Genomic DNA, 13703 nt, shown 5'->3' with positions numbered 1-13703 from the left:
TTATGGATTCAATTTTTTGTTATGCTTTTCCAGCAGGTGGTAGAGTCCGGACCGGGATACCCCGGCCATGCTGCAGGCTTTTTCAATATGCCCCCCGGACAATCGAACCAGGGCATCCAGGTACTGGGATTCATTCAGGTGCCTGAAATCCTTCAGGCAGGGAAATCCGGTTTCATCCGTCCCGAGCCCGTTTTCAATGCCCTGTTCCAGGGGGCGCTGTTCCTCCCATGTCTTTTTCCTGGAAAAAATCCTCAGGGCCACGGGCAAATGGTGGGGATTGAGCCGGGGTTCGTTCAGGCCGCTGGCCACGGCGGCATGAAGCACGGAGATCAATTCCCTGATATTGCCTTTCCAGTCGTACACCATCAGGGTATCAATAAAATCATCGGACATGGCCTTTGGCCGGATACCAAACTGGGCGCAGATTTTTTCCATGTAATAATCGGCCAGAAGCACGATGTCATCGGGCCGTTCCCGCAAAGGCGGCAGGTGAATGTGGTGGGTGACCAGGCGATAGAAAAGGTCTTTCCTGAACGTCCTTTGTTTCACCATAGCTTGCAAATCCCGGTTGGTGGCGGAAATCAACCTGAAATCACAGCTCAGTTCCTTATTCATTCCCAAAGGGCGGAAGGTTTTGGTCTGGAGCACCCTTAAAATGGATTTCTGGGCGGCCGTGGACAGGTCCCCGATCTCGTCGAGGAACAAGGTTCCCTTGTCTGCCTGTTTGATCAGTCCTTCATTTTTGTCTACGGCACCGGTAAAGGCGCCTTTGGCATGGCCGAACAGCAGGTTTTCAACCAGGGTGTCCGGCAGGTTGGTGCAGTCCACGGCAATGAACGGGGCGCCGGATCTTTCACTGTTCAGATGAACCGCATTGGCGATCAAATCCTTGCCGGTACCGGTTTCTCCGGAAATAAAAAGGTTACCGTCTGTCCGGGCCGATTTGGCCACCAGATCCAGGCATTTTTTCAAAACAGGGCTCCGGCCGATGATAAAATCCGATTTGAAACCTTCCCGGGTGGGCGAGACCATTTTATTGTCCCTGAACTGTAATGCCCGCTTCAGGGTGAGTTTGACGTCGTCGTAGGCAGGGGGTTTTTCCAGATAATCCCAGGCCCCGTTTTCCAAGGCCATTTCCGCCCCTGAGAGCTCCGATTTTCCGGTGATGATTATCAATTCCGGGGATGACGAGGCATTAATAAAATAATTGATGCACTCCAGACCATTGGCATCAGGCAGGAGGACATCCAGAAACACCACGTCAAAATCCACGTCCCGGGCAAGTGCCGCTCCCTGGGAAAACGTCTGGGCCGTCTGGCACTGGTGCCCCAGTTTTTTTAGATAAGCCGTAAAAGGGGTACAAAAAATAGGATCGTCATCAACGATCAGGATGGCGGCCACGGTACGTTCTCCATTTTCCAGGTTGATACGGATGTCCATGTTCAGGGCCTGTTTAAAGATTGATGAATCGGCTGCAATTTCATAAGGATGAGAACCAATTCCCCCCAATTTTTAAGGAACGGGTCTTAAATAACTTGCCCATTTTGCTATATGCGGGCGAGACGCCCGCGCTCCCAGGTTAAATTATTTTAGACTCATTCCTAAACAGGCGCTCAAAACCTGGCCCGTTTTTACACAATAAACCAGATAAATCAAGGCGTCTCTCTGCCCGATCCAAAATTTTGGACACTGTCAGAATGCATACGGGACAAGCCTTTCCCTTAACGTTACCGTCTCAAGTCCGGGATAATTTGGGGCAAAACCACAAGAGCGTCCAAAATTTCGGATTTTTTATGGTGTTTTTGCCGGCCGGAAATAAACCGCAATCCGAAATCACCATCGGTTTATAATTTAGCAAAAAAATAAAGTTGTTCAATTTTGTATGTTTTCAACAGATTGCTCTTTCAAAAAACATGGGCACCCCGCCTCCGGCCGGCCCGGGCACCAAATTTGTATGCATTGGGAAAATACTATTTTAAATAAGGAGGAATAAATGACGGATTATGCGATGATCATCAATGGCGAGAAAGTGTTTTCAGACACGACTTTCGACGTGATCAATCCGGCAACGGGTGAGGTTTTTGCCCAATGCCCCAAGGGCACGGTTGAACAGCTGAATGAAGCGGTTGCCGCGGCCCGGAAGGCGTTTCCGGCATGGTCGGGCATGGCTGATGAAAAACGGGTGGAGATCATGAACCAAATGGCCGGTATTATTGAACAGCACCAGGTGGAACTGGCCCGGCTGATCACCCGTGAACAAGGCAAAACCCTTTCCGGACCCGGCTCCATGTTTGAGGCCGGCGGATGCCAGGCCTGGACCCAGGTCACGGCATCCCTGAAGCTTGAGACGGAACTTGTGGACGAAAACCCGGAGGACACCATTGAACTGGTCAGAAAACCCATCGGCGTTGTGGGATCCATCACGCCGTGGAACTGGCCCCTGCTCATTGCGGTCTGGCACATCATGCCCGCCATCCGGGTGGGGTGTACCGTGGTACTGAAACCGGCTTCCTACACGCCGTTGTCCACCCTGCGTCTGGTGGAACTGCTTAATGAAGTGCTGCCCCCGGGGGTCCTCAATGTGGTCTCGGGCAGTTCCGACATCGGCAATGCCATGTCAGCCCACAAGGAGATCGACAAAATAGTGTTTACCGGTTCCATTCCCGTGGGACAAACCATCATGGGCCGGGCAGCGTCCAATTTAAAAAGCCTGACCCTGGAGCTGGGCGGCAACGATGCCGGTATTATCCTGCCGGGAACCGATATCACGCCCCTGCTGGAACCCTTGTTCTGGGGATGCTTCATCAATGCCGGCCAGACCTGTGCGGCACTGAAACGTCTTTATGTCCATGAGGATGACTATGACACGGTTTGTGAAAAATTCACCGAATACGTAAGCAAAATCCCCGTGGGGGACGGCCTGGATGAAACCCATCTTATCGGGCCCCTGGGCAATGCGCCGCAGCTGGAAACTGTCAAACGATATGTGGACGATGCAAAAAAACAAGGTGCCCGGGTGCTGTGCGGGGGTGAACCCGCTTCCAGTCCGGGATACTTTTATCCTTTGACCCTGGTGGCTGATGTGACCGACGACATGGACCTGGTTAAAGAAGAACAGTTTGGCACGGCCCTGCCCATTATCAAATATTCAACGATTAATGAGGCTGTGGAACGGGCAAACGCCCTTGATGTGGGGCTGGGGGGATCGGCATGGTCCAATGATCCGGCAAAGGCCAAAGAAGTGGCCATGCGCCTTGAAGCCGGCACGGTCTGGGTCAATGCCCATGGAAAACTGCATCCCATGGCACCTTTCGGCGGGGTCAAGCTGTCCGGTGTGGGATCTGAATTTGGTCTTGAGGGCCTCAAGGCCTATACCGTAAACCAGGTGATCAGTGTGGCCAAGCCACCACAGGAATAGACGTTATACGCCCCGGTGATTCGGATTACCGGGGCGTATTCTTTTTTTAATAAGGAGAATGAATTTATGAGCAAAACAGCAAAATGGAACATGGGGGTCATCCTGCTGCTATCAGTGCTGTTAGCAGGGTCGCCCGCTTTTGGGGAGGGGCTTTTTAACGAGCAATCCATGGTTCGGCAAAAATGTTCGGCCTGCCACAAACCAGATCCCCAGGGCCGTCTTGAGGTGATTGAAGAAACCCGCAAGACAATGGAAGAGTGGAAAGTGGTGGTGGACCGGATGATCCGGCTCAACAGCGCTCCGTTAAGTGACGAGGAATTTTATCCGGTCATTAAAGAACTGAGCCGGGACCTGTGCTTAACACCCACGGAGTCCAGGAACATCGCCTATATCAACAGCGATGAAAACAGCCAGTACAGGGAAATTCCAAAAAATGATTTAGAACTGCGCATTTTTACGGCCTGTGTCCGGTGCCACACCTATGGGAAAATCAAATCCCACCGGAATACACAAAGCCAGTGGAACGAAGTCCGGAACCTTCACCTGGGTTACTATCCCACTATCGTGCCCCAGATGCGGGAAATGAATTGGTTCAAAGAGTCCAAGGAATTAAATCAGCACCTGTCCAAACTGCTTCCATTTGAAACCCCTGAATACCGGGAGTGGCTCAAAAACAGAAAAGATCAGGATTTAACCGGTTCCTGGACCATTGCCGGGTATCAGCCTGGGATGGGCTATTATCAGGGCACCTACACCCTGACCCCGGACACGGCCAAAGGAGAAGACGAGTACAGTATCCAGAAAAATATACAATACGAGAACGGCGTTTCCGTTTCTTCCGTGGGAACTGCCGCCCTGTACGGCGAATACCATCTCAGATACAAACTGGCCCCAACCCCGTCAACCGGACAAATTGAAGGCGTGTTTGACCTGGATGCCGACACAGGCGAGTTCAAGGGAAAATGGTGGATCGTGGTTCAGGATACCAATGCTTACGGCAATGAATCTTTCTACAAGGCCGACGGACCAGCGCGGATCATGGCCGCCTTTCCCCAGAGCCTGAAAAAAAATACCGGCAAACCCCAGACCTTGACCCTGGTAGGCGTCAATCTGCCGGCCAATGCGTCTCCGGCGGATCTGTCCTTTTCCAATGCCGGAATAAAGGTGTTGGACATTGTCCAGTCCGGCCCGTCCGGCCTGACCGTGACCGTGGATGTGGGCAAGCAGGCGTCTGTGGGAATGACTGACATCAACTTAAAAGATCTGACCTACAAGGGGCTCAAGGTATTTGAAAAAGTCGATGCCATTGCCGTGTCCCCCCGTATCGGACGGGCGCGGGTCAGCTGCGGTGCGGCCTATCCGCCCCAGGGAGTTCAGTTTGTTGCACGGGGGATTGCCTTTGGCCCGGACGGCAAGCAGGGGACTGCGGACAACCTGGTCCTGGAGCCCGTCAATGCCCAATGGCACCTGTCAGAGGAAAAAACCCGGGAAGACGATGATGACATGCAATACCTGAACGCCTCCATTGCCAATGGACTTTATACACCGGTGACCAGCTATGGGCCCATTAAAACCAGAAAGCAGCACAGAGAAGGCGTGGGCCTCATTGCCGTAACCGCTTCATTTGAAGACGGATCAGGCAAATTGACCGACAAGGTCAGATTGGCAGTCACGGTTCCGGATTTTATCCCCCAAATAAAATAGGCAACCCATGGAACAGGTAAAAATTGCAGATCATAAACGCTTTACGGCCCAGGGCAAAGAATTTGTCTTTTTAACACGGACCGGGACCATATTTGAACTGGAACCCCAATCCCCTGCCGGATCTATTCTGGATCACGGCACGGCCGGACAAGTTTTTACACAATCTGATCTGTTTACCATTATGGAAGGGACAGATAGGGAAAAACAGGCATTGTGGACCGACCTTCTGGCCAGTTATGTCCTGATCTCTGAAGGGACATCGGCCAAGGAACAACCGGAATACCCGGTTGACACGCCCATCAACACCCTGGTTCTCCATGTCACCCAGGCCTGCAACCTCATGTGCCGGTATTGTTACCACGATGACGGGAACGGCACCGACCGGGTCTCCACACCCATGGACCGGGCCGTGGCGCGGCAGGCCGTGGATTTTCTTTTTGACAACAGTGGAAACCTGTTGGATCTGGTATTGGTTTTCTTTGGCGGGGAGCCCCTGCTCAATACAAAGCTGATAGCGGACACCATTGCCTACGCAGACAGGAAAGCCCTGGATTCAGGGAAGAAGATCTCCTATGCCATAACCACCAACGGCACCCTCCTGACCGACAAGGTGATTGCATTCATCCGGGAACACCGAATTGGTATGACCGTGAGCCTTGACGGTATCAGGGCCGCCCACGACCGGTTCCGCCGTTTCCCGGACGGGTCGCCATCCTATGATGTGATTCTGCCCGGGGTCAAAAAACTGCTGGGCGCCGGCATGACCAAACCGGTGGTGGCCCGGGTCACCCTGGCCAAAGAGGTGGGGGATATCTATCAATCCCTAACCCATCTGCTGGATCTGGGGTTTGCCGAAGCAGGCTTTTCACCGGCCCAAACTGGCAGCGTTCCGGAAAAATGCGGCGCTTTCCAATAAAAAGCCCTGTGATGGCTGTTGGGCCGCATCCATCTGTGCCGGCGGCTGTTACCATGAAGCCGGTATCCGGCAGGGAAGCCTGCTTTCGCCCAATCTGCACTATTGCCAATGGATTAAATCGTGGATTGAAACCGGTCTGAACGCATATGCCCGGCTTTCCGTACAGGTCCCGGATTTTCTGGACAACCTGTCCATGCTCAGGGGGCATGAGCCGCTGCCTGAATCAATTTATAAGAAAGTCTCAATAATTTGTTGAATTACTTTATTGTTTCGTTGTGGGCTGAGCCTGGATACTGATAGACCAAGTCAGCCCATGGCTGTTATATGAACCGATACAAAAAACTTTAAAATATGAATAGAGGATAAGAAAATAAAATGAAAAAATTATGGCTTGCTTTGTTTATTTTGATCGCTTTTGCCGGATTAACGGCCCCGACTTCAGCCGATGTCCTGGATCCCCTGGACAACAGTTCGGCACCCGTTGGAACCAAGGTCCTTGTCAGTTATTTCGGGTATCAGCATCTGCCTGATTACAAAACAGAAGACGGCACGACGTTTGATGTCGGTGTGGACGTGGCTTATGCCGCCTTCAGGCCGGTTTATTTTGCCGGAAAAGTATTTGGAAAGACCTGGGGAGTTAACGGCATTATTGCTTTAACGGATATTTCCGTTGAAAGTAATGATAACGACTCCGCAGATATAGGTACGTATAACGGCTTGGGAGATCTGGTGGTCGGCCCTTTTATCTTTTTATATGAAGATTTTAAAAAACAAGTATTTCTCTCATTCTGGGAATTTGTCTATACCCCGACAGGCACAGATGAAGTCAGCACTGATTCCTGGTGGTTTCAGCACCAACTGGCCTTTGGCTGGTATCCCGGTCCTTGGTCTCTGGACGTATGCGTGAACTACTGGCAGAAAGATGAGGACCAGGATGTAGATGTATCGGATGCATTTGAACTTGAGGCAGCCGTCGGCTATGCAGTGACGGACAAGCTTCGTCTGGCTTTCCAGGCTGCATGGTGGAAAGATTTTGATGATCAGGAGGATTCCGATGGTAATCGTATAGATGGCCCGGGTGAAAATCTAAAATTAGGCATCAACCTGGGTTATGCACTTCAGGAAAACCTCATGCTCAATTTAAGGTACATGCATGACGTTGACTCTGATGCATATACAGATGGCTCCTGGACTTACCTGCGCCTGACCTACATATTTTAACATGGGGGTTACCGACTCAAGAAACAAGCCAATGTCATACCGTTACAAAGACTTAAGGAGGATCAGATGAAGAAAAAAGGGTTAAAACCACTGAATAAAAAAGCAAAAAAATTGGCGCATGAGGTCCAGGGAATGTCGGACAATCCCATCATGACCAGCATGCCCATCGGCTGCACCACGATCTTTGACACCGGGTGGGAAACCAATCCCCGGCCCGAACCCCCCATGAGCAACTGCCTGTCCAGTGCCAGGGATTTCAGCGCCTGTTCCGAAACCTGCTGGTGGCCGGCCCAGACCCCGGACAATGTGACCAACTTTCCCCATTATCAGAACCAGTGCCAGGCCATTGAACGGGACTGGAGAAACCTTAATTTCGTAAACAAACGATAAAAGGAGACATACGGGATGAAAAAAACAGTTCTGATATTGATCACGGTCTGCATCCTGGCGTTCCTGAGCGCCTCCACTGCAGGGGCCAAGGATTATATTTACGCCGTGGTGAACAATGCCGTCCAGGTCATTGACTGCGACACCGACACGGTTATCAAAACCATTGAGTTCAATGATTTTATCATCAACACGGCCTGCTCGTCCGACGGCAAGCGGTTGTACCTGAATGCGATTCACTCCATTTATGCCGTGGATACCGTCACCAACACCCTGGCTGAGACCTATCCGTTTTCAACGGAGTTGAGCAAAGTGTCCATTTTCGGCATGAACATATCCAATGACGGGAAACAATTGTTTCTCTGCTGCTCCATTGTCAAGAAAAAACAAAACATTCCCCGGTTGAATGTTCTGCCCGATCAACTGGTGGTCTACGACATCGAAAAAAAACGAATGATTAAAAATTATCCCATTCCCACCAGCTATACCCAGCCGGTGGTCTTGAGAAATGATCCGGATCACCTGGTCCTGGTGGGACAGGACATTGAACGGTTCAGCCTGAAAACCGGTAAACGAGACATGCTCATGCCTTTTTTGAACACGAAAAAGCCCGAGGATATGAAAAACTGTCTGGCTAACTGGCAGCCCGGCAGCCCCGGTGACCACGGGATTTTTGTCAACCCGTACTATGATGCAAAGGGATTGGGCTACTTTTTCATTGATAAAAACAGCGGGGAAATGGATGACCTGCGGGGCAAAAACGTCTGGTTTGCATATTCCAGTATGTTGTCTCCTGATCAAAAATACATCTATGCAGTCATGGATGAGTTGATCAAGGTGGACCGGACCACCGGAGAAACCCTGAAGATGGCCCATTTGGAAACCGGCACCAACTATACGGTGGCCATTACGTCTGACGGGAAAAAAATCTATGCCGGTCCCGGTGGACCCGACATAAGCGTGTTTGATGCCGATTCCCTGGAATTGCTGACTATTATTCCGTTGATGTCCGACGGGGTAACCACTCAGATGCTGTCCAAACAATAATCTTTTTTTAAGCGGGCCGGGAAAGTTCCGGCCCGCTTCGTTATTGAAAAAGGAAACAAAGTAGAAGTATGCAATCCAAATCCAAAAAAAAATTAATCCTGATCCTCATCGTCATTGTTCTGCCTGCCATCGCACTGGCTGCCCATGAATTATCAGTGAGTTATATTCAGGATAAAACCTGTGTCGTCTGTCATGAAATGAAAGCTCCCATTGAAAAATGGAAGGGGTCAGGAACAGCCAAAAACCACAGAAACTGTGCCAAATGTCATTTCGATCCTGGAGTTAAGGGATGGATGGACATGAACAAATCCGCTGTCCGGTTTCTTGTCGAGCATTTCAAGCGGGATCCGGATGCCCCGATCCTTCCCAAGGAAGAGCCTCTTTTTCTTGAATTAGACAAAGAACCGGGCTATTGGAGCCATGTCCCAAATTCTCGATGTTCTTCCTGTAAAAATGTTGAAAACCATAAACCGGAGGACCAGGTCGAGATCCACAAAAAGCTGATTAAAAACATTGCATCCCAGCCCTGCAAGGACTGCCACAACCATGAGATGAGAAACGGACAGAAATTTTTTGAGCCGGTCACAGCCCAGGCCGACTGATGAAAGGATCAAACATGGAAATCGCCCGGCATTGGGTGGGTGGCGGCACAGACAATGAATCGCTCCAGCCCTGGGAAAGCCTTAAAACCTTTTTCTCTGAAAATGATTTTCACTGGCAGGATATTGAAGATATCGTGTCCCAACCCGACCGTATCTATATCGGCGACGAGTTCTCTCCCAAGCGCCTGCCGGATATGAAAGATTTGAAAAATCAGTTGAAAGCTGCGGATCAAAAGGGATTGCCCGTCACCCTTCTGACACCGGTTCTCACCGACGGCGGCATAAAGGCCTGGGGTAAATTGTTTGACACATTCCATCAATGGGATCATGCCGCTGAAGTGGTGGTAAACGATCTGGGTGTCCTGCTTTATCTGAAACAAACATTTCCCGGATTCAGCCTGTCCATGGGAAGACTCTTCAATAAAGGCTTTAAAGATCCCCGTCTGGACACAAAAAACATCACCCCGGCAGCAGCCGCTGCCTGCTTAAATGACTGTTCGTTCCAACATGCCAATATGAGAACCCTGGCCAAAAACCTTGGCATTCAAAGATTTGAGCAGGATCTTTTTCCCCATGCCGATCTCGATCCGGATGCCTTGGCAATGAACGGTTCAGACCTTGACGTTTCCGTTTATTTTCCCTTTGGCTATGTCACAACAGGCCGGGCCTGCATTACAGCGGGAATGAACGGACGGCCCGGTGCCAGATTCAATTTCAGTGCCGGCTGCCACGCCCCCTGCACCACCCACCGGTTCAAGCTCAGCCATCCGGGTAGTGGGCCGGCTCTGCTTCAAAACGGTAACACCATATTCTATCCCTACACGGCATCCATGCTGAGACATCTTCTTAAAACCGCCGAAACCCATGGACTGCGATTGGTCTGGCAAGGGGGGCTGGCATGAATATCATTACCCCCATCCGCGCCCTTGAAGAGCTGGAAATGCTAATTTCCAACGGTGCGGATGAACTGTACTGTGGCTTAAAAACAAGGGAATGGGACGAGATTTTCAGTGAAAACCTGTGGATGAACCGAAGAAACCCGGACCAGGCCAACATCACGTCATTAAAGGATCTTGAGACCCTGATTGCTGTGGCCCATGAGAATGCCGTCAAAGTGAGCATCACCCTGAATGCCTCGTTTTATCCTGAAAACGGCATGGATTATATTCTAACTTTGTGCAGCCAGCTTGCGGACATGGGCGTGGACGCATTGATTGTTTCGGATTTGAACCTGCTGGTTGAACTGTCCCGGCTGAACCTGGCCCTAGGAATTCATTTAAGCAGCCTGGGTGCCTGTTTCAATTCCTTTTCCGTACCGTTTTACAAATCCCTGGGGGTTAAGCGAGTCATTCTGCCCCGCCAGTTGACCCTGCCTGAAATAAAGGCAATCGTTACCAAGCACAGGGATGACATGGAGTTTGAAGTGTTCGCGGTGAACGACGGATGCTATTTTGAAGAAGGATTCTGCCAGACCAGCCACACCCTGGGCGCATTTTGTCTCACCAACTGGTCAATCACACCCCTGGGAACCAACAGCCCCGGAACCGCAAATGAAACCGTTTACCCGGATTTAAAGGAACGCCTGGCACACTTTAAAACCTATCTTTGGTATCAGAACAATTGCGGCTCCAGTTTCCAGCAGGACGGCCTGCCCAACGGCCCCTGCAGTCTGTGCCAATTCGGCGATTTCAGGGACTGGGGCGTCACCGCCGTTAAACTAGTGGGAAGAGAAGCATCGTTTCACCGAAAAATGGGCAGTCTGCAACTGGTCAAAGCCGTCCGGGACAAGGCACTGCAAACCCAAAACCACGACAGGATAATAGATTATGCCAGACAGCTTCGCCAAACCCCTGAATATTGTGATTCAGGATACATGTGCTACTTCATGCCCGACCGAAAATCGTAAATTTTGCCGATTACTTCGTTGGACACAAATTTTAATCCTCGGAATATTCAATATATGCCTGCGGTTAAAATTTGTGTCCGCCTTGTACTCGACAAAATTTCCAGGTTTTCGCTCAGGCCATGCTTCAGGAAACACTGAAAAAAAACCGGTTGATCCGTCTATCTGGGAGCAGATGGGTTATCTGGGGTCTTACCTGAAACCCCACAAAAAGATATTAATCTTTTCTTTAATTTTAAGCGCCTTGAGTACGGCGCTTGGCATGCTTCAGCCCTGGTTTGCCAAAATTCTCATCGACCGGGTGTTTCTGGGGCATCAACCCGGGATTCTTTTCCCGGTCCTGGGGGTATTGATTCTGCTACTTGTGGTGGGATTCGGGGTCAGGGTCGCCAACCGGTACCTGTATACCAAATACTCGGCCCGGATTCTTTTTGCCATGAGAGAAGACCTGTTCAGCCATCTGCAAAGAATCCCCCTGGTCTATTTTTCAAAAAACAAAATCGGGGATATTTATTCCAGGATTGCCTCGGATATGGCCGATATCCAGGCACTGGTCACGGATATTTTTCCTAAATACTTATTTGATTTTTTAACCTTCATCATCACGGCCGTCATCCTGTTCTGGCTGAACTGGGAAATGACCCTGATGAGCCTTGCCATCCTGCCCTTTGCCGTCTGGGTGGTCCAGGCCATCAAACCCAAACTTTTCGCCCTTTCCGAGGATCTTGCCAAAACCAATGCCGGTATTGCCCATTTTTTATTTGAATCCCTGTCCAATACAGCGGCCATCCGGGCCTTTGGCGCAGAAAATTGCGAAAACGAAAAACTGTCGACCAAACAGTCCGGGATTCTGGACCTGCTGCTCCGGTTCCAGGTGCTGGGGGCGGTTTCCGGTTCCGTACCCATGGCCTTTGCCATTGTGAACACCCTAATTGTATTTGGATTTGGCGGAATGAAGGTCCTGGAAGGAAATTTGACCATTGGTACCCTGGTGGCTTTTTCCGTGTACCAAGGCCGGGTCTTCGGTCCCCTCCAAGGGCTGCTCGACGGGATATTGTCCATTCAAAAATCAAAGGTGGCCCTGAAACGGGTCCGTGAAATCCTGGATATTTCACCCAGTACGAATCAGACCGGAGATCAGGTGCTGAGTTTGGAGTTGTCCGCCAAGGACCTGGCCATAGAGGATTTAAGTTTTTCCTATGACGGCCAGACCCCGGTGTTCAAGAACCTATCCTTTACCATTCCCCATGGAAAAACAACAGCGCTTGCCGGGGAAAGCGGCATCGGAAAAACCACCTTGTGCCACCTTTTCATGAGGCTCTACGCCCCGGATGCCGGCACCATCACCTGGGGCGGAAAGGACATCCACAGCCTGGACCGGAACTGGTTCAGAACCCAGATGGCCATGGTCTCCCAGGAAACCTTTTTGTTTCATACCTCCATTCTGGAAAATATCCGGTTTTTTAAACCGGATGCAGATATCGAAACAGTAAAAAAAGCGGCCAAGGCCGCCCAGATCCATGAGTTCATCGAATCGCTGCCCAAAGGGTATGACACCCTTGTGGGGGACCGGGGCACCCGCCTTTGCGGGGGGCAGAAACAGCGACTGAGCATTGCCAGGGCCATTCTGATGGATCCGAAAATCCTGATCCTGGACGAAGCCACTGCCTTTCTGGATAAAACCGCAGAAGAAGGCATCAAGCAGACCCTGAAAGACCTGATGAAAAACAAAACCATTATCCTGGTCAGCCACCGGAAAACAGCCATCAGCCATGCCCATCACCTGGTGGTCCTGGGCAATGAAGGCCTTATTTTCCAGGGCAGGCCCCAGGAATTTACCCATGACGCCTGAAATCGCCATCATCGACAGCGGCATTAACCCAGGTCACCCCCATGTGGGGCCCATCACCGGGGGGCATGGGTACGAAACCGATCCGGAAACCGGTCAGGTTGGGCAAACCGACGATTTCATGGACAACATCGGTCACGGTACGGCCATTGCGGGTATTATTAAGGAAAAAGTGCCGGATGCAGGTCTCTATGCCGTGAAAATTTTCAGCCGGGATCTGGGCACAGCGGTACCGGTGTTGATCCAGGCAATAGCGTGGTGTATCCGCCGAAAGTTTGACATCATCCACCTGAGTCTGGGTGTAGAAAATAAAAATTCTGCCGGACCCTTGAAACAATTGTGCGACACCGCCCGGGAAAAGGGCATCCTCATCATCGCCTCGGCCCGGGGCCCGGAACACCGGATATACCCGGCTTGTTTCAGCAACGTTGCCGGGGTGTACCGGCACCCGGACTGTGCCTGGGACGACCTGGTGTTTCATTGCGGATCTCCAGTGGCATTCGGCGCCCACGGATTCCCCTGCCCCATTCCGGGCCTGCCCCAGGAAAAAAACATCCAGGGCCAGGGATGAACCCAATGCGAAGGGCACGATAAATGTCCGGCTATTATTCGGATCAGAAAAAAAAGAACCCATGCTCACCTCCGGGTATCGGGTT

General features: G+C 51.0%; 13 protein-coding genes. 12 read left to right on the top strand and 1 reads right to left on the bottom strand.

The features are described 5' to 3' along the window. Positions 1–1440 carry a sigma-54-dependent transcriptional regulator gene (locus tag EYB58_RS07985; protein ID WP_131072027.1) on the bottom strand — a complete coding sequence of 480 codons (1440 nt, stop codon included), beginning with the start codon at positions 1438–1440 and terminating at the stop codon, positions 1–3. 553 nt (positions 1441–1993) lie between these two features. On the opposite strand from EYB58_RS07985, the gene EYB58_RS07980 reads away from it, so the two are divergent. The 12 genes from EYB58_RS07980 to EYB58_RS07925 all read left to right on the top strand — a co-directional run bounded on the left by EYB58_RS07980 (position 1994) and on the right by EYB58_RS07925 (position 13618). After that, the gene (locus tag EYB58_RS07980) at positions 1994–3418 is read left to right on the top strand and encodes an aldehyde dehydrogenase family protein (RefSeq protein WP_111954558.1); all 1425 of its coding nucleotides are present in this window, start codon (positions 1994–1996) and stop codon (positions 3416–3418) included. 66 nt (positions 3419–3484) lie between these two features. Further along, positions 3485–5122 carry a quinohemoprotein amine dehydrogenase subunit alpha gene (gene peaA / locus EYB58_RS07975; RefSeq protein WP_111954556.1) on the top strand — a complete coding sequence of 546 codons (1638 nt, stop codon included), beginning with the start codon at positions 3485–3487 and terminating at the stop codon, positions 5120–5122. A 7-nt stretch (positions 5123–5129) separates the two neighbouring features. After that, complete coding sequence (locus EYB58_RS07970) at positions 5130–6038, top strand: radical SAM protein (RefSeq protein ID WP_111954554.1); 909 nt, start codon at positions 5130–5132, stop codon at positions 6036–6038. Then, positions 5971–6294, top strand: a complete 324-nt coding sequence (locus EYB58_RS07965; RefSeq protein ID WP_163354298.1) for an SPASM domain-containing protein — start codon at positions 5971–5973, stop codon at positions 6292–6294. The genes EYB58_RS07970 and EYB58_RS07965 overlap by 68 nt, the downstream gene beginning before the upstream one ends. Positions 6295–6413: 119 nt before the next feature. After that, entirely contained in the window at positions 6414–7259 is an 846-nt protein-coding gene (locus tag EYB58_RS07960) for a transporter (protein ID WP_111954550.1), read from the top strand. Between the two features lie 66 nt (positions 7260–7325). Further along, entirely contained in the window at positions 7326–7649 is a 324-nt protein-coding gene (gene qhpC / locus EYB58_RS07955) for a quinohemoprotein amine dehydrogenase subunit gamma (protein WP_111954548.1), read from the top strand. Between the two features lie 15 nt (positions 7650–7664). After that, positions 7665–8693 carry a YncE family protein gene (locus EYB58_RS07950; RefSeq protein ID WP_111954546.1) on the top strand — a complete coding sequence of 343 codons (1029 nt, stop codon included), beginning with the start codon at positions 7665–7667 and terminating at the stop codon, positions 8691–8693. A 68-nt stretch (positions 8694–8761) separates the two neighbouring features. Next, the gene (locus tag EYB58_RS07945) at positions 8762–9295 is read left to right on the top strand and encodes a NapC/NirT family cytochrome c (protein WP_111954544.1); all 534 of its coding nucleotides are present in this window, start codon (positions 8762–8764) and stop codon (positions 9293–9295) included. Beyond that, positions 9295–10197: a hypothetical protein gene (locus EYB58_RS07940; protein WP_131072026.1), complete on the top strand. Its 903-nt coding sequence runs from the start codon at positions 9295–9297 to the stop codon at positions 10195–10197. The genes EYB58_RS07945 and EYB58_RS07940 overlap by 1 nt, the downstream gene beginning before the upstream one ends. Then, the gene (locus tag EYB58_RS07935; protein WP_111954540.1) at positions 10194–11201 is read left to right on the top strand and encodes a U32 family peptidase; all 1008 of its coding nucleotides are present in this window, start codon (positions 10194–10196) and stop codon (positions 11199–11201) included. The genes EYB58_RS07940 and EYB58_RS07935 overlap by 4 nt, the downstream gene beginning before the upstream one ends. A 73-nt stretch (positions 11202–11274) precedes the next feature. Further along, positions 11275–13050: an ABC transporter ATP-binding protein gene (locus EYB58_RS07930; protein WP_165477755.1), complete on the top strand. Its 1776-nt coding sequence runs from the start codon at positions 11275–11277 to the stop codon at positions 13048–13050. Then, on the top strand, positions 13040–13618 hold the full coding sequence (locus EYB58_RS07925; protein ID WP_163354302.1) for a S8 family serine peptidase: 579 nt from the start codon (positions 13040–13042) through the stop codon (positions 13616–13618). The genes EYB58_RS07930 and EYB58_RS07925 overlap by 11 nt, the downstream gene beginning before the upstream one ends. Positions 13619–13703 lie beyond the last annotated feature (85 nt).

The sequence above is a fragment of the Desulfobacter hydrogenophilus genome, from assembly GCF_004319545.1.
Taxonomy (GTDB): Bacteria; Desulfobacterota; Desulfobacteria; order Desulfobacterales; family Desulfobacteraceae; genus Desulfobacter; species Desulfobacter hydrogenophilus.
This window is presented reverse-complemented; position numbering and strand designations above follow the sequence as displayed.

Excerpts from the sequence above, each read along its gene's own strand:
- EYB58_RS07985 (WP_131072027.1), bottom strand. The coding sequence starts at position 1,440 with ATGGACATCCGTATCAACCTGGAAAATGGAGAACGTACCGTGGCCGCC.
- EYB58_RS07980 (WP_111954558.1), top strand. The coding sequence starts at position 1,994 with ATGACGGATTATGCGATGATCATCAATGGCGAGAAAGTGTTTTCAGAC.
- peaA (WP_111954556.1), top strand. The coding sequence starts at position 3,485 with ATGAGCAAAACAGCAAAATGGAACATGGGGGTCATCCTGCTGCTATCA.
- EYB58_RS07970 (WP_111954554.1), top strand. The coding sequence starts at position 5,130 with ATGGAACAGGTAAAAATTGCAGATCATAAACGCTTTACGGCCCAGGGC.
- EYB58_RS07960 (WP_111954550.1), top strand. The coding sequence starts at position 6,414 with ATGAAAAAATTATGGCTTGCTTTGTTTATTTTGATCGCTTTTGCCGGA.
- qhpC (WP_111954548.1), top strand. The coding sequence starts at position 7,326 with ATGAAGAAAAAAGGGTTAAAACCACTGAATAAAAAAGCAAAAAAATTG.
- EYB58_RS07950 (WP_111954546.1), top strand. The coding sequence starts at position 7,665 with ATGAAAAAAACAGTTCTGATATTGATCACGGTCTGCATCCTGGCGTTC.
- EYB58_RS07945 (WP_111954544.1), top strand. The coding sequence starts at position 8,762 with ATGCAATCCAAATCCAAAAAAAAATTAATCCTGATCCTCATCGTCATT.
- EYB58_RS07940 (WP_131072026.1), top strand. The coding sequence starts at position 9,295 with ATGAAAGGATCAAACATGGAAATCGCCCGGCATTGGGTGGGTGGCGGC.
- EYB58_RS07935 (WP_111954540.1), top strand. The coding sequence starts at position 10,194 with ATGAATATCATTACCCCCATCCGCGCCCTTGAAGAGCTGGAAATGCTA.
- EYB58_RS07925 (WP_163354302.1), top strand. The coding sequence starts at position 13,040 with ATGACGCCTGAAATCGCCATCATCGACAGCGGCATTAACCCAGGTCAC.